We start from the raw sequence: 23,376 nt of genomic DNA, 5'->3' as shown, positions 1-23,376 counted from the left end.
GACATAAATAAAAAGAGGGGATTAAATTTCCCCTCTCCATTCTACAGCTTCTTCTCAAAGCACCAGTAATCATGCCCCTGCAGCACATACTCACCGACCTTCTCAAAGGCCAGCTTCGCGTATGACCGCAGCGCTTTCACATTATCCTTCGCCACCAGCATATGGGCACTCTTGCAGCCGCGTCTTCTAAGTTCCTCCATCGCGCCTGCCAGAAGCTCGCGTGCGATGCCTCGGTTCTGGTACTTCTCCGCCACACCCAGTCTGGAAATTTCTGCCGACGGCTGCAGCTCTTCCGACCAGCACGGAATCGATTCCACCTCCGGATCATCATCGATCGAAACCATCCCCGCGATCTCTCCTGACGCATCATCCCGGATGCAGAACAGCGAATTTCTTGAAACATCCGACTGCAGCTCCGGCTCCCCCGGATAGGCATCCGTCCACGCGCAGAACTCCGTTCCCGCTAGCGCGCGATAAAAATGGCGAACTGTATCTAAATCCGCCACATCTGATTTCTGTATTAATTCAAGCATCTTCCATTCCTTTTCTCCAGTCCCGTCCCCCAGCGACCCTATTTCGCCAAATTCGCAAACTTCGTCAGCTCCGGTCTCCACATCAGCTGCACCGTTCCTATCGGGCCATTACGCTGTTTGGCAATGATTACCTCCGCGATATTCGGCGTATCCGTATCCTTGTTGTAATAATCATCACGGTACAAAAACATAACCACATCGGCATCCTGCTCAATCGCACCAGACTCACGCAGATCCGAAAGCATCGGGCGGTGGTCCGGACGTGTCTCGCAGGCACGGGAAAGCTGCGACAGGGAGATAACCGGCGCATTCAGCTCTCGCGCCAGCGCCTTTAGTGAACGGGAAATCTCCGAGATCTCCTGCTGGCGGTTCTCTCCGCTCTTTCCGCTGCCGCTCATCAGCTGTAAATAGTCGATAATGACAAGGCTTAAACCGTACTCCAGCTTCACCTTGCGGCATTTCGAGCGCAGCTCCGAGATCGAGATACCTGGCGTATCATCGATGATCAGCTTGGAACTTCCGATCGTACCGATGCCTTCCACGACGGCATCCCAGTCGGAATCCGTCAGCGTACCGGTACGCAGCTTCTGGGAATCGACATTCGACTCCATCGACAGCATACGGTTGACCAGCTGTTCCTTCGACATTTCCAGGCTGAATACCATGCACGGAAGCCCTTTTTTGACCGCCACATGCTCGACGACATTCAGAACAAACGCCGTCTTACCCATCGAAGGACGCGCCGCAATCAAAATAAAATCGGACGGCTGGAATCCCGACGTCCGGTAATCCAGATCGATAAATCCGGTCGGAATACCCGTGACGGTGCTGTTGCTCTTCGACGCCGCCTCAATCTTTTCCAGAACATTCAACGCCACCTGGCGGATCGGCACAAACTCTCCGCCTCCGCGGCTCTGAAGCAGGTCAAACACCGATTTCTCCGTGTGCGCCAGAATATCCTCCAGCTTGTCCCTTCCGCCGTAACAGAGGTTTTCAATCTCCTCATTCACTTTTATCAAACGGCGCAGGACTGCCTTTTCCCGCACGATATTGGCATACGATTTGACATTGACCGAGGTCGGCACAGATGTCATGATATCCCGGACAAAGTCCAGGCTGCTGACCTCCGGCGGAACATCTTTTTCGCGCAGCCGATTTTGAAGCGTCACCAGATCGACCGGCTTTCCTTCATTGAAAAGCTCGACCATCGACTCAAACATGACGCCGTACTGGTGCTGGTAAAAATCGGCGCCTGTGATAATCTCAGACGCCGCGATAATTGCTTCCCGATCCATAAGCATGGATCCGATGACTGACTGTTCCGCCTCTACACTGTGCGGGAGAACCCGCTTTATCAGGGCTTCATCCATGATTCAGTCCTCCATATTAAGCTTCTACAACCTTTACTGCCAGTTTTCCGGTTACTTCTTTGTGAAGCTTGATCGGAACTTCGTGTGTGCCAAAGGTCTTAATCGGCTCCGGCAGAACCAGTTTCTTCTTGTCAATATCCAGATTTAACTGATCTTTGATCGCCTTTGCAATCTCCTTGGAAGAAACAGAGCCGAATGCTTTTCCGCCCTCGCCTGCCTTGATGGACAGGGTGATGGACTTATCCTCCAGATGTTTTGCCAGATCCTTCGCTGCTGCCAGGTGCTCTGCCGCGATCTTCGCCTCATTTGCCTTCTGCAGCTTCAGATCATTTAAGTTCTTCGGTGTTGCCTCGATTCCCAGTTTCTTTGTCAGAATAAAGTTGCGTCCATAGCCGTCGCTTACCTTTACAATCTGACCTTTTTTGCCAAGTGCCTTTACATCCTCTAATAATACAACTTCCATCGTTATATTTCTCCTTTCTCCATCATATCCGTAATGAGATCTTTTAATTTCTCTCTGGCTTCATCGATCGTCGCACCCTTAAGCTGTGCGCCCGCAATCGTGCGGTGTCCGCCGCCGCCCAAGCGCTCCATGATAATCTGCACGTTGATCTCATCGATCGAACGCGCGCTGAAATAGATCGTGTCGCCCATCTGCGTCAGGATAAATGACGCCTTGATGCCTACAATATCCAGCAGCTCATTTGCCGCCTGTGCGCCAACCACGGTAGGACTTTCAAGTCCTTCGGACGGACACACGGAAATCGCAAATGCGCCGTGATAAATCTCTGCTTTCTGGATCGCCTCAGCTCTCGCCCGGTAGTCCTCCAGCCGGTCGCGGAACAGCTTTCTCACACGCACGACATCCGCGCCGTTTCTACGCAGGAACGCCGCCGCCTCAAAGGTGCGGACACCTGCCTGGTTCATGAAATTGTTTGTGTCAATCACGATACCGGCGTACATCGCATCCGCCTCCGCCGGCTTGATCTTGATGCCGTCGTCGCCGATATACTGCAATACCTCGGCTACCATCTCACACGCCGAAGACGCATACGGCTCGACATAAGATAACACCGCATTGTCGATGATCTCGCTGCTCTGGCGGTGATGGTCGAGCACCACGATCGTTTTGATCTGCTTGAGCAGTTCCGGTGCCTCCGTGATACTCGGGCGGTTGACATCAACCACAACTAACATCGTGTTGGAATCCGCCCACTCTGCCGCTTCCTCGCCGGTTAAGAACAGATCCTCCGGGTAATCAGAGCTGTTTTCAAACCGCGCCATCATCGGTTTCACGGAAGAATTGACCCCATTGATGACGATCCGCGCCTTTTTATTAAAAGAGGTCGCAATCCGCCAGATACCAATCGCCGCACCAAAGGAATCCGTATCGCCGATCTTGTGTCCCATGATCAGCATCTTATCCTTCGTATCCATCAGCTCGCGCATCGCATGCGCTTTGACACGCGCCTTGACACGGGTCGTTTTTTCCAGCTGCTGCGATTTGCCGCCGTAATAGCGGATCTTCGTGCCATCCTTGACGACCGCCTGATCGCCGCCGCGTCCCAGCGCCATATCAATCGCCGTTCTCGCATACTCATAGTTGCGGATGTAGCTGTCGCCGTTCATACCCATACCGATACTCAGCGTGACAGCCATATCATTTCCGATATTAACCGTCTTGACATCCTCCAGGATCGAAAAGCGGCTCTCCTGAATCTCTTTCGTGTACTGCTGCTTGATCACAAACAGATACTTGTCATTTTCCAGCTTCTTGACGATACCTTCCATCGCCATAAAATACTTCGTAATTTTCCGGTCAATCAGGGCAACCAGCAGGGAACGGCGTACCTCCTCGACACTCTCCAGCGCCTCGTCGTAGTTGTCGAGATAAATAAGTCCCGCCACCAGACGCTGGTTGTTGATCTGCTGCTTGCAGCGCAGAATCTCCGTCTCATCGCAGAGATACAGCACTAAAAGCATCTCACCGCTGTCCTCGTCCACCGCGCCAAGCTTCATACCTTCCGTCTCGCTCAGCGCCACCTGCTGGATATCGATCCGGTAAAATCTGCCGTCAAACGAAGAATGAACGCTCGTTTTTTCGTCCATCTCATCCAAAAATTCCCGCGTCAGTTCCGGAAAGACCGCCGCGATATTCTTACGGCAGTTTTTATCTTCCCCGACGATCTCCGAAAAGGAGTGGTTCAACCAGAGGAAATGTCCCTCTGTGTCCGCGATGGCATACGGCACCGCCATCTCATAGAGGAGCTGTTTCTGCACCCACGCATACTCCGCCGAAAACTCCACCAGTCCGCCCATCAGACGTTTTCTCCGGTATATGAACAGCCAGAGTGCCACCAGCACATATATAACCGTAAATCCGGACATCACAAGACCGGCAGCCGGGCTCACAATCCCAACTGCCAGGTTCGCCGCCAACAGGAATACCGACAGTATGATCGGCCACTGCAGATACGTCCGCAGCTGACCTCGTATTTTCATATTTTCTTTCATCTCATTCTCCCGTGCATACAATGTTGCTGTCCATGTGCCGGTTTTCAAAATACCTGCCATGAGCAGTAACGATAAAGCAACCAAAATGACTTGATGCCCCTTATTATAGCATAGTGAGGGGGATTCGTCCAGACAATCCCCCATTGACAAACCAGAGCCGCCGTGCTAGTTATTGTGCACGCATACGTGCCCAGTAACCTGCGCTCGTATATCTTTTACGAAATGCTTTATATGCTTTAGTCTCGACTATAAAGTTGGTCGAGCTAGTAATAAGACACAAAAATAACCGCCCCGGTCCTGCAAACTTGAGCGGTTATTTTTAACTTATCATTTAAGGGTCCAACCGTCTATCGGTGAGATCCTTTATATATAGATAACATAACTACAAATAATTTCAATCATCTTCTTTGCATCTGTTATCTTAGATATCCTCATATCGACTGCATGAAACTATAAATGCCACTCTTCTTTTACTTCACCGCCTGGCAAATCAACTCCACGCACTTCTCAATTCCCAAATCTCCGCTGTTCAGCATCAGATCATAGTTTTCTCTGTCGCCCCAGCGCTGATTCGTATAGTTTTCATAGTAGATCCGGCGGCGTTTGTCGGTCTGGTGCATAAATTCATCGATATGCTCTTCCAGATCCCCATATTCGTCAATCGCGCGGCGGAGCCGAATATCACGATCCGCATAAACAAAGACACGCAGTACATCCGGACGGCTTCTCAGAATATAATCAGCACATCTTCCGATAAATACGCAGCTTCCGCGCTTTGCCGCCTCCTCGATCGCCTTCTTCTGCGCCACATAGATCTGCTCTGTCAATGGCAGTTCACTGAGCTTCGGCTCCTTCGGATAGGAAAGTCCATACAAAGTTCCCATCGCAAAATTGTAAAGCAGGCTGTTTGTCAGACGCTGCTCACGATCTGCAATAATTTCCGCTGGAAAACCGATCTCCTTCGCAGCAGCATCGATCAATTCCTTATCATAAAATTCCATTCCCAGTTTTTTAGCGGCAGCCAGACCAATCTGACGACCTCCGCTTCCATATTCACGACTGATAGTGATAATCTTTTTCTCCATACAACTGCCTCCTCCCTGTTCCTCCGGAATCTCCCTCTTTTTTCTGTCTTTAGTATAACACACACCCTGGAATTGTTCAAGTTTAGTCACACTCACTTCTTATTTTTCTGTATTTTATTCCATATATGTGATTATTTCTGTTTTCTTTTACCTTTATTTTTTCTTTTCTTCTTAGTTTCTATAAAATGTGAACCAACCTCTTCGTTTCATTCAGCAAAAAAAGATGGATGAAAGCGTTTTATGTATTCCACTTTCACCCATCTGTCCTTCATTTTAAATATCATTTTATCTAAACAGTCATTTTTACAGCCAGACGCTTTTTACTCTCCTAAGCGGTAAATTTCGCGGCGCAGCTTCGGTCCGATCAAAGCTGTGAAAATGATTTTGACTGCATCGCCCGGCAGATACGGGATAACGCCCACACCCAGTCCGGCTACAAAGGTCATGTTAAGCTGACCTGCCAGCCATACCGTTCCGAAAATATAGCAAATCGCCAGTCCCAGTACCATGCCAACGATATGCAGGGCTACTTTGCCCGGAAAATGATCCACGAAAAATCCAACAATCAGCGCCATCAGGATAAATCCGACGAGATAGCCACCGGTCGGTCCTGCCAGCTTACCGACTCCTGCTGTAAATCCGGAAAATACCGGAACGCCCACCATGCCAAGCAGCATATAAATCAGGTAACTCACCGTGCAGGCTTTCATTCCCAGCACATATGCTGCCAGATAAATGGCAAGATTTGTAAAGGAAATCGGAACCGGGCTGAATGGAAGCGGAATCGAGAGCGGTCCCAGAATACAGGTTACCGCCGTCATCACGCCAATCAGCGCCATCCGTTTGGTTGTAAAGTAAGGTCTATGCTCCGCTTCTGCGGAAAGTATTTTACTCATGATATGAATGCTCCTTTTTTATAATGTGAAACCCATCGCCGCCAGCATCTCCTGGTCCTCGCTGATGCGGTTTCCGGAGGTTGTCAGCATATCTCCGGTGATGGCTGCATTCGCGCCGGAGCGGAATGCCCGTTCGCCGGAATGTTCCATTGAATTTCGTCCTGCTGCCAGACGGACCATCGCAGTCGGATTGATATAGCGGAAAATAGCAATCGTCCGCAGGATCTCATCCTCCGAAAGCGCTGCCTGATGTTCCAGCGGCGTGCCCGGAATCGGACGCAGGATATTGAGCGGAATTGACTTGATTCCAAGCTCGCTCAGCGTGATTGCCATGTCGATCCGGTCTTCCCAGGTTTCTCCCATGCCGATGATACCGCCGGAACAAACGGAAAGTCCTGCCGCCTGCGCACGCCGGATGACCTCCAGCTTGTCCTCAAATGTATGTGTGGTACAGATATTCGGGAAATTTCTCCGGGAAGTCTCAATATTAGCATGATACCGTCCCACGCCCGCCTCTTTCAGACGGTTGAAATCTTCCTGTGACAGAAGTCCGTGGGAGGCGCAGAGCTCTACCTTACATTCCTTCTTCATAGCGCGGTATGCCCGAAGCGCCTTCTCCATCTCCGCTCCCGTCAGCGCACGTCCCGCCGTCACGATGGAGTACCGATGTACCTTCTTCGCCTCATGACGCTTGCAGTCCTCCAGAATCTCCTCTGGCTCCAGAAATGGATATTCTTCCACCTTCGCATGATGACAGGCTGACTGCGCGCAAAATTTGCAGTCCTCGCCGCAGCGTCCGCTTCGTCCATTAATGATAGAACACAGATCCACATGGTTGCCGCAGAGCTCCTTTCGGATTTTATCAGCCCCCGCACAGAGCTCATCCAGATCCTCACTCAATAAAAAGCTTAAATCCTCGCCCCGTTTCAGACGGCGTCCCTTTATAATCTCTTCTGCCAGTTGTAAACTCATATCTTCTACTCCTTATCAAAATCAAAACACTTTTTTGGTTATCCTTCGGTCCAACTTAAAAAACATCCTATTTTTCTCATTTAGCTAACTTTCGCTATTATAAACCGTTGATTTTTAAATGTCAACATACCAGATTAATATAGTTTACATTCTGGCATCTGCTAAATCCAAAAAACCTGCATTTTTCCAGATATCCTCCAGCTATTTTCCATACTCATGGCAGCAAAAAAATGTGCCTTGGCGCATCCGGGCGTCTCGCGCGGTCGCTTGCGACAACCTACATCTTCGCATGAGTGCGCATCATTGGCACGTTAGTACCTTTTTGTGTAATAGGGAATTCCAAGGAATTTCCAATGAAACAAAGCTGCTGTCCGACAGGCATTCCCATCGTCCAGCAGCTTTGTCAGCCTTTATTTCTAAGTTTCGTAACTGTTCAGTATCTTCACAGCCACGCGCAAAAATCCATTAAAAATTGCCTACCTGACCGGCTCCAGTGCCCCCATGCTCCGTTTCAAAATTCCCTTCATATAGGCAATCAAAATCCCATAATTGGTCATCGGGATCTCCTGATCGGCAGCGCTGCGAAGACGGCTCTTCATCTCCCGCGCATTCAGCATACAGCCGCCGCAATGAACGATCAGCTTATAACCGGACACATCCTCTGGAAATTCCGTTCCCGATGTAAAATGAAACTCCGGCGCTTTTCCCGTGTACTGGCGGATCCAGTCCGGCAGCTTCTCCGTGCCGATGTCACCGCACTGGCGATGATGCGTACAGCCCTCAGAAATAAGAATCGGATCTCCGTCCTGTATCATTTCCAGCGCTTTGGCGCCCTCCGCTGCCTGTTTCAGATCCCCCTTATACCGCGCAAACAAAATGGAAAAGGAAGTCAGACGCACCTGCGGCGGCGTCAGCCGGTCTACCAGCGGAAATACCTGGCTGTCCGTGATTACCAATGCCGGAGCTTCTTTCAATTTTGCAAACGTCTCCGAAAGTTCACTTTCCCGGCAGACAAACGGCATCGCACCGATGTCCAGCAGATCCCGGATGACCTGCTGCTGCGGCAGAATCAGCCGCCCCTTCGGCGCCGCCTTGTCAATCGGAACAACCAGAATTACCGTATCAAACGGTTTTACTAGATCAGCAGCCAGCCGTTTTTCATCCGTCTCCTGTGACGTAAGACGTGCCATTTGCTCTTTTAACTGCTGGATTCCTTCTCTCGTCCGGGCACTCACATAGGCGGTATGTTCCACAACCGGTTCCTGTTCCGATTTTCCCGTCAGCAAATCCATCTTATTGTAAACCACCAGATACGGGATTTCCTTCTTCTCAAACAGCCGGATCATCTCTTCTTCCCAGCTGCTGATTCCTTCCACCGCATCCACCACCAGGACTGCCAGATCCGCCTTATTTAAGACTTGACGAGTCTTGCCAACTCTCTTTAAGCCCAGCTCGCCCTCATCGTCGATTCCAGGCGTGTCGATGATAACCACCGGACCGAGCGGCAGAAGCTCCATCGATTTATAGACCGGATCGGTCGTCGTCCCCCGGATGTCCGACACAATCGCCAGCTCCTGCCCGGTCACCGCATTGACCAGACTCGATTTTCCCGCATTTCTCCGTCCAAAAAACGCGATATGTACCCGCTCGCCGGACGGCGTCTCATTCATTCCCATTTTGATCCTCCTGATTTAGTTAAAACCTGAAATCCCGCTGCCCCTTTTCAATTTCAACCAGATTTTTTCTCACGATCTCCTGCACTTTTTCTTTCGGAATCGAACCGATCTCCGCCTGAATCAGCTTCTCTCCAATCTCTTTCGTCCCCGGTGCCGCATAATCTTCCAGATACTCCTTGAGCGTCATCAGCGCATTCGGATGACAACAGTTCTGAATCTGCCCGCTCTTGCAAAGGCTCATAAAGCGGTCGCCCGTCCGTCCTTCCCGGTAGCACGCCGTACAGAAGCTTGGGATATAACCTAATTCCATCAGCCAGCGAACCACCTGGTCGAGTGTCCGGTTGTCGCTCACATCGAACTGCGCCGAATTTTCCTCCTCCGGCTCTTCCTCTGCATATCCACCGACACTGGTGCGGGAACCGCCACTGATCTGCGATACGCCCAGCCGCAGCACCCGCTCCCGACAGGCTTTGCTCTCTCTCGTTGAAATAATCATGCCCGTGTACGGAACTGCCACCCGGATGCAGGCTACGATCTTCTCAAAAATATCGTCGCTGATGCCGTTGTCAAAGGTCGATGGGTCGATATCGTCCGCCCGGCGGATGCGCGGCACGCTGATGGTGTGCGGACCAACACCAAAAACTGCCTCCAGATGTTCCGCGTGCATCAAAAGTCCTGCAAATTCATACCGGTACAACTCCAGACCAAATAAAACGCCAATTCCTACATCGTCGATGCCGCCCTCCATCGCGCGGTCCATCGCCTCCGTGTGATAACAGTAATTGTGCTTTGGTCCCGTCGGGTGCAGGCGCTCATAGCTCTCCTTGTGGTACGTCTCCTGGAACAGGATATACGTTCCGATTCCCGCCTCTTTCAGTTTCCGGTAATTCTCCACCGTCGTCGCCGCAATATTGACATTGACCCGGCGGATCGCCCCGTTTTTATGCTTGATGCTGTAAATTGTCTTGATACTGTCCAGCACATATTCGATCGGGCTGTTAACCGGATCCTCGCCCGTCTCCAGCGCCAGACGTTTATGTCCCATATCCTGAAGCGCAATTACCTCCTGCCGGATTTCCTCCTGCGTCAGCTTCTTTCTGGCAATGTGCTTGTTTTTCATGTGGTATGGACAGTACACGCAGCCATTCACGCAGTAATTCGACAGATATAGCGGTGCAAACATGACAATCCGGTTTCCATAGAAATCCTGCTTGATCTGACGTGCCAGCTCAAAGATCTCCTCCACCTTTTCCGGAATCTCACAGTCAAGAAGCACTGCCGCCTCACGGTGGCTCAACCCTTTTCGAAGCCGCGCCTTCGCCAGAATCTGATCGATCAGTTCCACGTTGTTTTTGTTCTTCTCGGCATAGGAAAGAGTCTCTAAAATTTCCTCATGGTTGATAAATTCCTCTGCCTTTTTGGATGATGGGTTGTAATTGTAACTCATAGTCTCTTCTCCTTTTCTTACAGGTCAGGATGATAGCTGCCATGTTTTCCTCCGGCATTTTCAATTTCAAAAATGCCAGCATAACCAGCCGCCAATCGCCTCCTTCCCCGTCAGTTTATTTATCTGTAAGCATCTTTCGATGCCAACAAACCAAATCGCAGGCTTTTACCCCTTATAATCTCCCCGGTCGACGACTACCTCGTACCCGATGCTTTCCATGCGCCGCTTCATGCAGCTGACGCACTCCGCCGCCTCGTCTCCCGTGCAGATTTTATTGTCATAAAGCATATATTTGGCGCGCACCCCGACCGGAGACAGGTTCGGCATCACGACGTTTCCGCCTGCCAGAATCCCCAGTTCGCGCCCCATCGGGTGAATCGTTCCGAGCGCCGTCGTCGCCGGAAGCAGCACTTTCGGCTTCAGCAGGCGAAGCAGCCCTAAAAGAAACAATGTCTCTTCCAACGTTCCCGCCGCCTCCCCGCCAAACGGAGTGTCGTGCTGCGGAATAAACGGACCGATTCCCACCATTTCCGGATCCAGTTCTTCGATAAAACGCATATCTCTCGCCAGACAGCGCGCCGTCTGGTGCGGCGAACCGACCATAAAACCGCATCCGGTCTGATATCCAAGCGCCTTTAAATCACGCAGGCACTGCATCCGGTGTTCAAATGACATCTCTGCCGGATGCAGGCTCGCGTAATGGCACGCGTCCGCCGTCTCATGGCGCAGCAGATACCGGTCCGCCCCTGCCTCTTTCCAGCGTTTCAACGTATCATACTTCTTTTCTCCGAGCGACAAAGTAATCGCACAATCTGGAAATCCTGCCCGGATCGCCTGCACCATCTCCATCACCCAGTCGTCCGTCATCGCCGGATCCTCACCGCCCTGCAAAACAAAGGTGCGGAATCCCAGCTGATAACCATTCTCACAGCAGGAAAGAATCTCCTCCCGACTCAGGCGGTATCGGCTTGCATTTCGGTTGCTCCTTCGGATGCCGCAATAAAGACAGTCGTTTTTGCAATAATTGCTGCACTCAATGAGTCCCCGCACATACACCGCTTTTCCGTACTCTCTTTCCCGGATGCAGCGCGCTTTTTCAAAGAGGTAGTCCGCCAGCTCCGGTGAACGTCCCTCGATCAGACTGACCCACTCATCCTCCGTCAGGGACTCCCCCGCTTCCAGACGGTCAATCAATCTCTTTAATTCTGTAATCGTTTCTATCTGTTCAGCGCCTGGACGGACCGCCTCCCGCCACCAGTCAGACGGTCGAAGCCCCGCGCGTGTAAAATCTGCCATTCCGTCACCTCGTTTTCATTCCTGTGCTTCCGGCGCCTTCGAATACAGCGCCTTCGAAGAAATCCCCCGCAGCATCCCCAGCTTCCCGGACAGCGCACTGATCACATCACCCGGCGCGTCAATCACGACGCTGATAATATTCACGTTCCGTTTGTGGTAAGGAATCCCCATCCGCCCTACGATATACTGCCCGTACTGGTGCAGCACCTTATTCAACTCTTCCGTATCTCCCGTCTGATCGACCACAATACCGATCACGGCAACTCTTGATTCTGTCTCCATGTTTTTCCCTCATATCTTCCTGTTTATCTGTCCAAATTTTTCTCTACAACAGATACCATTTCAAATATCTCCGCTAAAAACCATGCTGCGATCCTGTCCTGCAAAATCTTCCATCCACAGGCACCACTTTTTCCAGCCCCGCCTTTCTATAGAGCAAATGGATCAAAAAGAGCCCGCGCAGACGCGGACTCCATCCATCTCAAAAAGGGTATACGAATCTCCATGAACCGCTCCCCTTTCCTTCAAGACCCGTCTCAAACGTCAGCATCGCTTTTCACCACTTCCAGCATCACCGGAACACTCGATTATTTCTGTTCCATTCCTTTTTGAAAGGTATCTACTGCCTCGCAAATCGGAATACTTGATAAAAGCGTATCACATTTACTGTAAAATTGCAAATAAGACTTATATGCTTCCCCATAAAATGCTTCCCCATAAAAAACGGGCGTCGCCGATTTTCCACTCCAAAACCAGCAACGCCCATCTTCCATTTTCCTAATTATTTCTTACAGAATCTTCCCATACCGTCCCAAAAAGCTCTTCGTTCTCTCATTATCCGAAGCAAACACCTTCTCCGGCGCGCCCTCCTCGACGATGAGTCCGTCTGCCATGAAGATCACGCGGTGGGAAATATCTTTCGCAAACGCCATCTCATGGGTAACAATCACCATCGCGATGTGCAGATCCGCTAACGACTTAATAACCTTCAATACTTCTCCCGTCAGCTCCGGATCTAGTGCGGAGGTCGGCTCGTCGAAAAACAGAATCTTCGGATTCAGTGCCAATGCACGGGCGATCGCCACACGCTGGCACTGACCGCCGGAGAGCTGGTACGGATAATAGTCCTCCTTATCCTCCAGACCCATTTTTTTCAGAAGCTCGCGCGCCTCTTTATAAACCGTCTCCTTGTCGCGCTTCTGCACATGGATCGGCGCGTCTGTGATATTTTTCAGCACAGAATAGTGCGGAAACAGGTTAAAATTCTGGAATACCAGACCGTACTGGCTGCGGATCTCCTTCATGTCCTTCTTATCCGCATAGCTGACCTTGCCATCCGCGCCCGTCCAGGCTGCTCTCTTTCCTAAATATACGATCTCGCCGTGATCCATCGTCTCCAGCATCGTCGCGCAGCGCAGAAGCGTCGATTTACCCGAACCGGACGGTCCGATGATGGACACGATCTCGCCCTCGCTCACACTCAGTGAAATATCCTTTAAAACCGACAGATCGCCGAATGATTTTTCCACATGATTTAATTCTAACAAGTTCATTTTCCACATTCCTCCCGCTTCTATCGGTAATAATCCAGCTTTTTCTCAATCCATTCCATTGCAACTGCCACAACCAGATTGAAAATGTAGTAAAAGACGGCTGCTGCTACAAACGGCATCATATTCGTCTGGGATGCCGCCAGCGCCTTGGCGATTGAGAACATCTCCGCCACGCTCAACGTAAACGCCAGAGACGTATCTTTTACCAGCGTGATGACCTCATTCGTCACCGACGGAAGAATCCGCTTGATTACCTGCGGCAGGATGATCTTGAAGAAGGTCTGTGCCTTTCCATAACCCAGAATCTCCGCTGCCTCATACTGTCCGACCGGCATCGACTGGATGCCGCTGCGGTAAATCTCGGCAAAATATGCCGCATAGTTAATGACAAAACCGATGAAGGTAGCCCACAGACGGTAACTGCTGCCGACTTTGATGCGGAACAGATAATACGGTCCAAAATACACCACCATCAGCTGCAGCATCAGCGGTGTGCCTCGCATAATCGAAATATATACTTTTACAATCGTCTGGATCAGCTTGTTCTTCGACATACGCCCGAACGCGATCACGAGTCCTAACGGAAGTGAAAATAGCAGTGTGATCACAAAAATCTGTGTGCTGACTGCCATACCACCCGCAAGCTGTGTAATCATCTGCTGGAGTGTCATCTTACCCATAATTATCCCATACCTGCTTTCTAAAATGTAGATTCGTTACTGTTCACGCATACGTGCCCGGTAACGGAATGTGCTGTGACTTCACAGTTAAACACATAAACCGCGAATGGGGACTGCCATGAAATCATTCACAGCCGTCCCTATTCCTATTATTTAATAATGTTTCGTTTTTACAATCAACAATTAATTACTATTTGCCGATGGTAGTTACGTCTTTGCTAAACCATTTCTCAGAAACTTCCTGTAAGGTTCCATCCTCTGCCATCTCTTCCAGAGTGCTCTGAACTTTATCTCTTAACTCGGTGTTGCCCTTCTTGAAGCCTACGCCGTATTCTTCCTCAGAAAGGGAATCGTCCAGAATCTTGAAATCAGCGTTTCTCTGCTGAATCTGATAGCCTGCTACGATTACGTCCATCGCAATGGCATCAACGGCGCCCTGCTCCAGATCCATGAATGCGGTGTTGTAATCAGCGGTTGTCAGAAGCTCCTTGAAAGTAGCGGTCAGTTCCGGTGCCTCTTTTAAAGCTGCCTCTGCGGAAGAATCTGCCTGAACCTCTACGATCTTGCCTGCCAGATCCGCCTGGCTGCTGATATCCGAATCATTGGCTACGACAAATACCTGCTGGTTTGCCATGTACGGCTCAGTCCAGGTGTAATCATCCTCACGACCCGTCATCGTAAATCCATTCCAGATGCAGTCGATATTGCCGGACTCAAGCTCCATATCTTTAGAATCCCAGGCAATCGGCTGTGCCTTATATTCCAGACCCAGGCGTTTTGCAACTTCCTGTGCCAGCTCCAGGTCAAATCCGGTGTACTCGCCGTCATCGCCTACAAATCCCATCGGCGGGAAATCCTGATCAAAACCAACAATCAGAGTGCCGCCGTCGGTTGTCTTCGCCTCTTCTGCGGTGGTTTCCTCTGCCTGGCTCTCAGCCGCCTCTGTGTCTGCTGCGGTTGTCTCTGCTGCGCTGTTGCTGCTGCCACATGCGGTCATGGAAAGTGCCATTACTGCAGCCAGCGCTGCGCTCACAAATCTCTTTTTCATAATTGGTGTCCTCCTCATTTTCAGACAGTGGAAGCCGTTCTCCCTTTGCCGGTTTCCGTCTCGCTTTTTAATATGCTACCATATTAGCATACTAAAGCGTTTTTGTAAAGCACTTATTTTTGAAATCTGTCTTTTTGTGTAATAGGGAATTCTATGGAATTTCCTATTATACAAAAAGGGATCCCACATGATCTCTCACATGGAATCCCAATCATTTTTATCCTCAATAATTGAGTGAAATTTGAGTAAAAATCTTCCTTTACCCTTAAAAAACCCTTATTTTACAAGGATTACTCGCAAACATACGGCATCAAGGACAGATGTCTTGCTCTCTTGATAGCTACAGTCAGAGCTCTCTGATGTTTAGCACAGTTGCCAGTGATACGTCTCGGAAGGATTTTTCCTCTCTCGGATACGTATCTCTTTAATTTATTTGTATCTTTGTAATCGATTTCGCCGTTCTTCTCGCCGCAGAATACACAAACTTTTTTTCTTCTACGCATACCGCCTCTTCTGATCTTGGAAGCGTCTGTTTTATCGCCTTTATTGAATGCCATTGGTCTTTCCTCCTTCACACACATCAGCCTGATGGCGCTCTCGCGCACTCCGTCCGCCGGGGGACCGATTCCCGAACCTAGTTGAACGGAAGGCCTTCGTCTTCTACTCCATCAGGAATATTCATGAATCCATCGCCGATTGCGCTGGACGGAGCCGGGCGCTCTGCCGGACGGTAACCGCCGTCGCTGTTGCCAGATGCCGCATTCTTGCTCTCTGCAAATTCCTGATCCTCTACAATCACTTCTGTCGTATATACTTTCTGGCCGTCACGATTGGTATAGCTGCCAGTCTGAATTCTTCCGGTTACTACGAGCTTGGTTCCCTGATGAAAATACTTCTCAGCGAATTCGCCTGCTCTGTCAAATGCAACACACGGAATGAAATCCGCTGTCTGTGCGCTGTCGTCTCCGTTTCCGCCTCTGCGGCCTCTGCGGTCTACTGCCAGCGTGTATCTGGCGATTGCCATAGCTCTCTCGCCCTGAGAGTATCTCACTTCCGGATCTCTCGTTAATCTGCCCATCAGAATTACTTTATTCATACGATCACTCTTTCTTTATCTACTCTTACGCATCCTGTCTTACGCATAAGTATCTGATAACCGGCTCCATGATGCGGATGTGGTTCTCCACCTCATTCGGGCATACGGAATCAGACTCGAAATGTACGAAGTAGTAGAATCCTTCTTTCATTTTCTGAATCTCGTAAGCAAGTCTCTTCTTGCCCCATTCATCAATGTCAGTTACTGTACCGCCGAAACGTGTGATGTAACCTGTTACTTTCTCCATCGCTGCGGCTCTCTCTTCGTCCTCGAGTTTTGCGCTAAGAACAACTGCTAATTCATATTTGTTCATGCTCTTTCTTACCTCCTTGTGGTCACTGACCCCCTGACTCCAGCAGGGAGTAAGGATTTTTGTGTTATATATTACCGAATATCTATGATACCAAAAAAGGAACGGCTTGGCAAGCACTTTTTCGAGATTTTCTATGTAAATTTTCTCGTTTTTTCCGGGCTTTCTGCCCCTTCTTACTGCATTCTTTTACTGACTGCCAGATCATGAAGCTGCCTGCATCTGTACGCCCACCCGCCGTTCTTATTCGGACTTCTCTCCCGCTTTTTTCAGTCCTCTGGTACTCTTTTCCACCAATGGTCGTGCCATCATCACCTGATGCCCGCAGCCGGCACATTTCAAACGGAAATCCGCGCCGACCCGCAGGATCTCCCACTCATGGCTGCCGCACGGGTGCGGCTTTTTGAGTTTTACAATATCTCCAACCTCGTATACCATTTCCTCTCTCCCCTGTTACTACCTTATACTCCGACCGCGTCCCCCAGCACCTTCCCGATGCTGTCGCTGATAACCAGATCCGCCTGACCATCGCGCGAGGTCGCTGATTTATTGATCAGAACCAGTTTATTTCCATGATAATAATCAATCAGCCCCGCTGCCGGGTACACCACCAGCGAGGTACCGCCGATGATCAGCATATCTGCCTTGCGGATATGGGCAATTGACCGCTCAATTACCTCATTGTCCAGTCCTTCCTCATACAGCACGACATCCGGCTTGATCACGCCGCCGCAGCCGCACTTCGGCACGCCCTTCATCTTCAAAATATCATCCAATCCGTAAAACCTGCCGCAGCGCGTACAATGGTTGCGGAGCACCGATCCGTGCAGCTCCAGCACCTCTTTGCTGCCTGCTGCCTGGTGCAGCCCGTCGATATTCTGGGTAATGACCGCTTTCAGCTTTCCTTCCTGCTCCAGCTTCGCCAGCGCCAGATGCGCCCGGTTCGGCTTTGCATTCGGGAACAGCATCTTATTGCGGTAAAACCGGTAAAATTCCTCTGGCTTTCTCATATAAAAGCTGTGGCTTAAAATCGTTTCCGGCGGATAGTCATACTCCTGATGGTACAGCCCGTCCGTGCTTCTAAAATCCGGGATATTGCTCTCGGTCGAAACACCCGCCCCGCCAAAAAATACAATATAATTTGACTCATTAATCCATTTTTTTAATGTGTCTGTCTCTCCCATCTGACGCACTCTCCTCTCCTTTTTCTGAAAACATAAAAGCGGTTGCTATTAGTTTACATGAAATCAGCACATTCTCTATCCTATACAATTACAGCACGCACTCTACACGATCTCATCCAGATACACGCCGTTCACCGTATCCACCTGTGCCAGAATCTCTGCCAGCCCCTTATTTTCAAGCTGTCCGCCCCAGATTTCTTCCGCTTTCCGGCAGCCAAACAGCCAGCTCACCAGCTCTTCCGGCTTCGTCTCCAGCCATATGGAAACATTTTCCGTGCAGCCGCAGGTATCCGGCTCCGGTTTCCGCGCCTTCAGGCTGGAACCTGTCTCCCCAATCGTCCAGACAAACTCACCGTTGTTCATTTCCAGAATCGGATCATTCATACGGATGCCCAGTGTGAGCATACGTTTTTCTTCTCCCTGCTGCTCTGCCTGTTTTAAGCCAAATGCCGCCAGCAGCGCCCCGATATTCGTCAGGCGCGCCATATTCCACGGCTTCTCGCCCGTCTTGACCGTGTATGCGTCCTCCGCATACAAAAGCCGGTGTTCACGGACTTCCCAGCCCCAGTAGGCATCCAGGCCAACCAGCCTGCCGTCCTGTTCCAGAAATTCCAACGTGCCATTTTCAGAAGCCAGCTCCTTGATGAGACGGCTCACATACGCCGCATCCCGGCGCGTATACATCTCATACCGTGCGCCCAGCCACTGTTCCATATAGACGGCAGCCCGCCCGCAGTCCTCCGGAGTATCCTGGCACACCGTGCGCGTCAGCGTCTGTTTCGCCTTCTCGGTCAGCTCATAGGATGCCACATTTCCGATGAAGGTAAATCCCATCGGCGCATACACAGCCGGGTTGACCGGGACCAGATACGTGATCGGCTTTCCGGCTGCCTCCTCGTCGTGAAGCATTTTCACAAATACGTCCCGGAAATGTCCTTCGCGGCGGCGGCTCTCCTCGGTCGCCACCCCGACCAGATAATCGAGCTTCCAGAGGCGTCCACGCAGCTTCACCGCATACGGATTGTACTGCACCATCGAAATCAGAAGTCCATTATCCTTTTTCACCAGAATCTCGTTATCCTTCGTCTTTTCCTTATAATAATACTCGATAAAACTCTCCGAATCTTCCGGGAAACACATATGCCAGAGATGCTTCGTCTCGTCCTTATCCTCCGCGTCCAGATACGTCAGCACACTTCCCGCCGTCGTATTGGCGATCTGCTCCGCCCAGTGATAGCCCTTGCTGCCGTTTAACAGCTGTTCTACCAGATATTTGCGTGCATAATCCGCCGGATAATACGTCATTTTCGCCTTCCGGAGTCCCTCTAATCCCATATCGTCCTCGCGGTTGACCCACTCAGCCTCAGGAAATTCCTCTATCAGGAACTGTTGGTTGATAAACTGGTACAGACCGTTGATCTCCGGGTTTGCCTTCTCAATATGGATAACCGCCATATGTTCCACCGGATTGTAGCTTCCGATCGTAAATGCCTCCATCTGACCGTCGATATACACGCCGCCCATGTGGATGCTGAATTCTGAACAATTTTTCAGAATATCGTGAATGCCCTTTACCTCATAATCGAGATGTTCCTCGACCTCCTCGCCCTTCTGCTGTCTCCAGCGGTCCAGAAAAACCCAGACATCGTGGCTGTCCGAACAGCACAGACGGCGGTACTCATAGCGCCCCTCATATTCGCGCTTAAATGCGTTGACGCGGTTTTTCTTCTTATGCAGTTTCTTTCCCGCCAGGGAACGCATCGCATCGCCGTTGTAGAGATAATCCCTCGAATCGACCTGCTCTTCCACCAGATATTTGTCCTCCGGCAGATTTAAATATTTCACTGCATACTCATCCGCCAGATTGATAACCAACGGATATCCCAGTTCTTCATTAAAATACTCCTCAATCGCCGCAAACGCCCCCGGCAGGTCTTCCTCCCGGCACAGCGGCATCGCGGAAAAACAACGTCCTTCATTCTCCATCAGCCATAAAAGCGCCTTATTTTCCCAAATTGCATAGCGGACATTATAATAATCTTTCCAGACATAGCTCTCCAGAAATACGCTGTCGCACGTCATATTGTGGCGCATCGCGTAAAACGGAAGCATCTCCTGGATACTGTTAACTTCAATTTTTTTAAACTCTAAACTCATGAAACCTCCTGTGTAAAATCAAAGTGGGTTTTATTTGCCTTCTCATATTATACCATAAATACTAAATTCAGCTATCGCCTTTGGCTCTGCTTCATTAAGTATTTAGGTATGACTCGCACTAAGCTCGAAAACACCTCGCTAAGTGCTCATATTATACCACAAATTTCCTACTTAAAAACAAGGATTTTCTTCCCTTGACTCTATAATTATTGTAGACATTATAGTTATTTCTGATAAACTATACTCAGAAAATGATTTCTGCGGCGTTTTCTTTCTGACGGCCGACGGCAGAGTCATCTATTTTTACCAGAAAGACGAGGATTTATTCATGGAAAAGAATCTCACCTCCGGCAGTGTGCTGAAAACAGTTATCTATTTCTCCTTGCCATATTTGTTATCTTATTTTTTACAGACACTCTACGGCATGGCGGATCTGTTTATTATCGGGCAGTTTGGAGGCGTGGATGGGACGACGGCGGTCTCGGTCGGCAGTCAGGTCATGCATATGCTGACGGTTATGATCGTTGGTCTGGCGATGGGCGCAACGGTTCTCATCGGACGCGCGGTCGGCGCGGGTGACCGGAAGCTTGCGGCGCGCGGCATCGGTAACACGATTTCCTTATTTGCAGGTCTGTCCATTCTTCTGACCGGACTTCTGCTGACGGCGGTTCACGGCATTATCAGGCTCCTGTCTGTCCCGGAGGAAGCGGTAAACGGCACCGCGGCATATCTGATGATCTGCTTTGCCGGCATCCCGTTCATCACCGCCTACAATATCATCAGCTCTATTTTCCGCGGCATGGGCGACTCCAAAAGTCCGATGTATTTCGTTGCAATCGCCTGTATTATCAATATTGCGCTTGATTACCTTTTAATGGGCGTGTTTTCGCTCGGTCCGTCCGGCGCGGCGCTCGGCACGACCCTGTCACAGATGTGCAGTGTCCTGATCGCCCTGGTCGTAATCATTAAAAAACGGATGTTTCCGGGTTTTCGTCTCCGTGACCTCCATCCACATAAGACTACCATAGCCTCCATCCTGCAGGTCGGAATCCCAGTTGCAGTTCAGGACGGCTTTATACAGGTTTCTTTTCTGGTTATTACCATGTTTGCCAACCAGCGCGGATTAAATGATGCGGCGGCGGTCGGAATCGTTGAAAAGCTGATCGGAATCCTGTTTCTGGTTCCATCCTCGCTTCTCTCCACGGTTTCCGCCCTCTCCGCTCAAAACCTGGGCGCCGGAAAACCTGAGCGTGCCCGTCAGACGCTGCGCTACGCGATCTGCATCACATTTTCTTTCGGGCTGATCATCGCAATTGCCATGCAGTTTGCTGCCGGTGCCGCCGTCTCCCTCTTTACTGATGAGGCAGAGGTTGTCCGGCTCGGAACCCAGTATATGAAGAGCTATGTGCTGGACTGCATGATCGCCGGTATCCATTTCTGCTGCAGCGGTTTCTTCTGCGCCTGCGGACTGTCCGGGCTGTCGTTCCTGCACAACTGCATCTCGATCGTGGTAGCGCGCATCCCGCTGGCATGGCTTGCCTGCCGCTATTTCCCAGAAACACTGTATCCGATGGGACTCGCAGCGCCGATCGGATCTCTCATCTCCGTTGCCATCTGCCTGATTGCATTGCGGTGGATTAGGCGGCATCCGGAAAAGCTGGTTATGAATTTACATCCAGTTGAAACAGAATAAATGCTGCATTCCCATCTGGATCTTAAAACTTCCATCCGCCAGTTCGACAAGTCTCAGACTGAAACAGCGGTCTGGCTTGGAACGGTTGGTGTCGGCATTTCGCTGAAAGCTCCCTCCGTTCCGGGCACAGACAAATGGCAGGAAACTACCTGCATGGTTGTCCGCTTTCGCGGCAGCCATCAGGAAGCTCCTGCCCCCATATAAAACTCTTCTGCAATTTATCTGGGAGCATTCTCTCCCCATCACCGGATTCTACCGTGAGATCACCCGCTTACTTTTCCCGCATCTCCAGCAGTCTCCACGCCTTCTTATTCTGGACTTCCAGCACGGAACCACAATATTCACACTTTTTCAACCCCAGCTTCTGAATCGGTGCACCGCAGTTTGGACAGATAAGCGAAACCGCTGCCCCTGCTGTTTTCGCATCCTCATAGACATACACCAGTTCCGTCTCATAAACTGTCTGAATCAGATTCGAATGCAGTTCTGACTGCATCTCAGGCGTTTTCTCATATTCAGTCATTTCCTCATACTCGACCGCCGACTCACACAGAATCCGGCAGAGTCCTTTTTCCTTCTGATAGCGGCTGATGACCGTCCGGTGGATATGTACCTTCTGATACTCTTTTTCCAGTTTTTTTCTCAATTCTGTCTCGATCTGAGTCTTCCACTCGCTCCAGTTAAACTCCGGGAAATCTTTTGCAATCTGCGGCAGGCACAGCCGGTCCATTCCCGCCAGCGAACGCGGTTTGGATGCGTCTGGCTGCGTCAAATCACCTTCCGATAAATGCTTTGCCACATACCGAAGCACCTGTACCTCCGGCGTACTCGCCAGCTGCCGTATTTTCCTCTTTATTTTGCGGTAAATCCACCAGACAAGCGCTGCCGCAATCAAAATGCCAATGATCCACCCTATCGTTTCTGTCCGCACCGCTGCCTCTCTTTCTATGTTGCTGCACACACACGTGACCAGTAACCTTTCTTTATCTCTATTCACACGCATGGCATACCACAAACTGATTTTGCCGCTCCCCCTTATTCCAGAACGGCAAAATCCGTGCATGATACTTAAACCTGATACTCCTTATTCCGCCTTGCTCGCTGCCTTGTCGCTCATCGCCTTTGAATTTACCATGATCCGCAGATGGGACCCTTCGCCGCATTTGCCCTTCTCATCGTTTACTTCAATATCAAACCACATTTTCCGGCGCTCAATGCTGCGGAGTTTTGCAGTCGCTGTTACCTTCATTCCCACCGGCGTCGGCGCCAGATGGCGGCAGTGAATCTCCGCTCCGACCGTCGTCTGTCCTTCCTCCAGATACGATTTCGCCAGTTCCAGCGCTGCCGCCTCCATCAGGGCCACCATATTCGGAGTAGACAAAATTTGGGAACCTGCGCTTCCGATTCGCTTTGCCGTCATCTCATCCGTTACTTCCCAGGTCAGGCTGTATTCCTGTAATTTTTCTGCCATTTTCGCTTCCTCCATATTATAAAATAATTTTGTCGCGGCTATGTTAAAATGCCGTTTCTTGAATGATTCTATTATAGCAGAAGATGCGAAAATCCGATAGCGCCATCTTACTTCACAGCGAATCAAACAGTTGAAATCCCGAAAATCCTTGTAAAATACGGCTTTTCAGGCATAAAAAAAGGAACCATCTTTCGATGATTCCTCAGAGGCGACAACCAGATTTGAACTGGTGATCAGGGTGTTGCAGACCCACGCCTTACCACTTGGCTATGTCGCCATAAATGACCCCAACGAGATTCGAACTCGTGTTACCGCCGTGAAAGGGCGATGTCTTAACCGCTTGACCATGGGGCCAGATATTAAATTAAAACTCCCCGAGTAGGACTCGAACCTAC

24 protein-coding genes and 2 tRNA genes are annotated in these 23,376 nt (G+C 50.3%); 1 reads left to right on the top strand and 25 read right to left on the bottom strand.

The window, feature by feature from the left end; genetic code table 11:
* Positions 1 to 41: 41 nt before the first annotated feature.
* The 20 genes from DXD12_RS12560 to DXD12_RS15855 all read right to left on the bottom strand — a co-directional run bounded on the left by DXD12_RS12560 (position 42) and on the right by DXD12_RS15855 (position 19,817).
* Positions 42 to 533, bottom strand: coding sequence for a GNAT family N-acetyltransferase (locus DXD12_RS12560; RefSeq protein ID WP_118629546.1), 492 nt, complete (start codon positions 531 to 533; stop codon positions 42 to 44).
* Positions 534 to 571: 38 nt separating this feature from the next.
* Positions 572 to 1,903, bottom strand: a complete 1,332-nt coding sequence (gene dnaB, locus DXD12_RS12555) for a replicative DNA helicase (protein WP_022358873.1) — start codon at positions 1,901 to 1,903, stop codon at positions 572 to 574.
* A 16-nt stretch (positions 1,904 to 1,919) separates the two neighbouring features.
* Positions 1,920 to 2,366 (bottom strand): 50S ribosomal protein L9, encoded by a 447-nt coding sequence (rplI, locus tag DXD12_RS12550; protein ID WP_022358874.1) that lies wholly within the window; start codon positions 2,364 to 2,366, stop codon positions 1,920 to 1,922.
* 2 nt (positions 2,367 to 2,368) lie between these two features.
* Entirely contained in the window at positions 2,369 to 4,417 is a 2,049-nt protein-coding gene (locus tag DXD12_RS12545; RefSeq protein WP_118469339.1) for a DHH family phosphoesterase, read from the bottom strand.
* 470 nt (positions 4,418 to 4,887) lie between these two features.
* On the bottom strand, positions 4,888 to 5,502 hold the full coding sequence (locus DXD12_RS12540) for a cytidylate kinase-like family protein (protein WP_118638463.1): 615 nt from the start codon (positions 5,500 to 5,502) through the stop codon (positions 4,888 to 4,890).
* Positions 5,503 to 5,822: 320 nt separating this feature from the next.
* Positions 5,823 to 6,398, bottom strand: a complete 576-nt coding sequence (locus DXD12_RS12535) for a biotin transporter BioY (RefSeq protein ID WP_118638462.1) — start codon at positions 6,396 to 6,398, stop codon at positions 5,823 to 5,825.
* Positions 6,399 to 6,416: 18 nt separating this feature from the next.
* Complete coding sequence (gene bioB / locus DXD12_RS12530) at positions 6,417 to 7,370, bottom strand: biotin synthase BioB (RefSeq protein ID WP_118492758.1); 954 nt, start codon at positions 7,368 to 7,370, stop codon at positions 6,417 to 6,419.
* Between the two features lie 476 nt (positions 7,371 to 7,846).
* The gene (gene hydF, locus DXD12_RS12525) at positions 7,847 to 9,046 is read right to left on the bottom strand and encodes a [FeFe] hydrogenase H-cluster maturation GTPase HydF (RefSeq protein ID WP_118638461.1); all 1,200 of its coding nucleotides are present in this window, start codon (positions 9,044 to 9,046) and stop codon (positions 7,847 to 7,849) included.
* Positions 9,047 to 9,065: 19 nt separating this feature from the next.
* Positions 9,066 to 10,493: a [FeFe] hydrogenase H-cluster radical SAM maturase HydG gene (gene hydG / locus DXD12_RS12520; RefSeq protein ID WP_118638460.1), complete on the bottom strand. Its 1,428-nt coding sequence runs from the start codon at positions 10,491 to 10,493 to the stop codon at positions 9,066 to 9,068.
* 165 nt (positions 10,494 to 10,658) lie between these two features.
* Complete coding sequence (gene hydE, locus DXD12_RS12515) at positions 10,659 to 11,714, bottom strand: [FeFe] hydrogenase H-cluster radical SAM maturase HydE (RefSeq protein ID WP_243017809.1); 1,056 nt, start codon at positions 11,712 to 11,714, stop codon at positions 10,659 to 10,661.
* Positions 11,715 to 11,804: 90 nt separating this feature from the next.
* Positions 11,805 to 12,071, bottom strand: a complete 267-nt coding sequence (locus tag DXD12_RS12510; protein ID WP_022358889.1) for a TM1266 family iron-only hydrogenase system putative regulator — start codon at positions 12,069 to 12,071, stop codon at positions 11,805 to 11,807.
* 506 nt (positions 12,072 to 12,577) lie between these two features.
* The gene (locus DXD12_RS12505; protein WP_022358890.1) at positions 12,578 to 13,342 is read right to left on the bottom strand and encodes an amino acid ABC transporter ATP-binding protein; all 765 of its coding nucleotides are present in this window, start codon (positions 13,340 to 13,342) and stop codon (positions 12,578 to 12,580) included.
* A 20-nt stretch (positions 13,343 to 13,362) separates the two neighbouring features.
* Positions 13,363 to 14,013 (bottom strand): amino acid ABC transporter permease, encoded by a 651-nt coding sequence (locus tag DXD12_RS12500; protein ID WP_333489850.1) that lies wholly within the window; start codon positions 14,011 to 14,013, stop codon positions 13,363 to 13,365.
* Positions 14,014 to 14,212: 199 nt separating this feature from the next.
* Positions 14,213 to 15,070 carry an amino acid ABC transporter substrate-binding protein gene (locus DXD12_RS12495; RefSeq protein WP_107001801.1) on the bottom strand — a complete coding sequence of 286 codons (858 nt, stop codon included), beginning with the start codon at positions 15,068 to 15,070 and terminating at the stop codon, positions 14,213 to 14,215.
* Between the two features lie 290 nt (positions 15,071 to 15,360).
* Positions 15,361 to 15,627 (bottom strand): 30S ribosomal protein S18, encoded by a 267-nt coding sequence (gene rpsR, locus DXD12_RS12490; protein WP_022358893.1) that lies wholly within the window; start codon positions 15,625 to 15,627, stop codon positions 15,361 to 15,363.
* Positions 15,628 to 15,704: 77 nt separating this feature from the next.
* Positions 15,705 to 16,166, bottom strand: a complete 462-nt coding sequence (locus tag DXD12_RS12485; protein WP_022358894.1) for a single-stranded DNA-binding protein — start codon at positions 16,164 to 16,166, stop codon at positions 15,705 to 15,707.
* 25 nt (positions 16,167 to 16,191) lie between these two features.
* Entirely contained in the window at positions 16,192 to 16,479 is a 288-nt protein-coding gene (rpsF, locus tag DXD12_RS12480) for a 30S ribosomal protein S6 (RefSeq protein ID WP_107001800.1), read from the bottom strand.
* Positions 16,480 to 16,719: 240 nt separating this feature from the next.
* Entirely contained in the window at positions 16,720 to 16,914 is a 195-nt protein-coding gene (locus DXD12_RS12475; RefSeq protein WP_022358896.1) for a DUF951 domain-containing protein, read from the bottom strand.
* A 23-nt stretch (positions 16,915 to 16,937) separates the two neighbouring features.
* Positions 16,938 to 17,660: an NAD-dependent protein deacylase gene (locus tag DXD12_RS12470; RefSeq protein ID WP_117796749.1), complete on the bottom strand. Its 723-nt coding sequence runs from the start codon at positions 17,658 to 17,660 to the stop codon at positions 16,938 to 16,940.
* Between the two features lie 102 nt (positions 17,661 to 17,762).
* Positions 17,763 to 19,817 (bottom strand): GNAT family N-acetyltransferase, encoded by a 2,055-nt coding sequence (locus tag DXD12_RS15855; protein ID WP_118638459.1) that lies wholly within the window; start codon positions 19,815 to 19,817, stop codon positions 17,763 to 17,765.
* A gap of 328 nt (positions 19,818 to 20,145) precedes the next feature.
* Here DXD12_RS15855 and DXD12_RS12460 point away from each other — a divergent pair, with 328 nt between their 5' ends.
* On the top strand, positions 20,146 to 21,510 hold the full coding sequence (locus DXD12_RS12460) for an MATE family efflux transporter (protein WP_118472505.1): 1,365 nt from the start codon (positions 20,146 to 20,148) through the stop codon (positions 21,508 to 21,510).
* On the opposite strand, the gene DXD12_RS12455 is transcribed toward DXD12_RS12460, so the two are convergent.
* The 5 genes from DXD12_RS12455 to DXD12_RS12435 form a co-directional block, all read right to left on the bottom strand.
* Positions 21,487 to 21,690, bottom strand: coding sequence for a hypothetical protein (locus tag DXD12_RS12455; RefSeq protein WP_118638458.1), 204 nt, complete (start codon positions 21,688 to 21,690; stop codon positions 21,487 to 21,489). The two genes, DXD12_RS12460 and DXD12_RS12455, sit on opposite strands and share 24 nt — an antisense overlap.
* 91 nt (positions 21,691 to 21,781) lie before the next feature.
* A complete protein-coding gene (locus tag DXD12_RS12450) occupies positions 21,782 to 22,441 on the bottom strand; it encodes a hypothetical protein (RefSeq protein WP_118638457.1) in 660 nt (219 codons plus the stop codon).
* Positions 22,442 to 22,594: 153 nt separating this feature from the next.
* Positions 22,595 to 22,981: a thioesterase family protein gene (locus DXD12_RS12445; protein ID WP_022358901.1), complete on the bottom strand. Its 387-nt coding sequence runs from the start codon at positions 22,979 to 22,981 to the stop codon at positions 22,595 to 22,597.
* Between the two features lie 206 nt (positions 22,982 to 23,187).
* Positions 23,188 to 23,258: transfer RNA gene (locus DXD12_RS12440), tRNA-Cys, on the bottom strand.
* 5 nt (positions 23,259 to 23,263) lie between these two features.
* Positions 23,264 to 23,335: transfer RNA gene (locus tag DXD12_RS12435), tRNA-Glu, on the bottom strand.
* Positions 23,336 to 23,376: the final 41 nt, after the last annotated feature.

Source organism: Clostridium sp. TF11-13AC, assembly GCF_003481065.1.
Lineage (GTDB): Bacteria > Bacillota > Clostridia > Lachnospirales > Lachnospiraceae > Otoolea > Otoolea fessa.
Note: the sequence above shows the minus strand (reverse complement) of the source record. Positions and strands in the feature narration are given on the sequence as shown.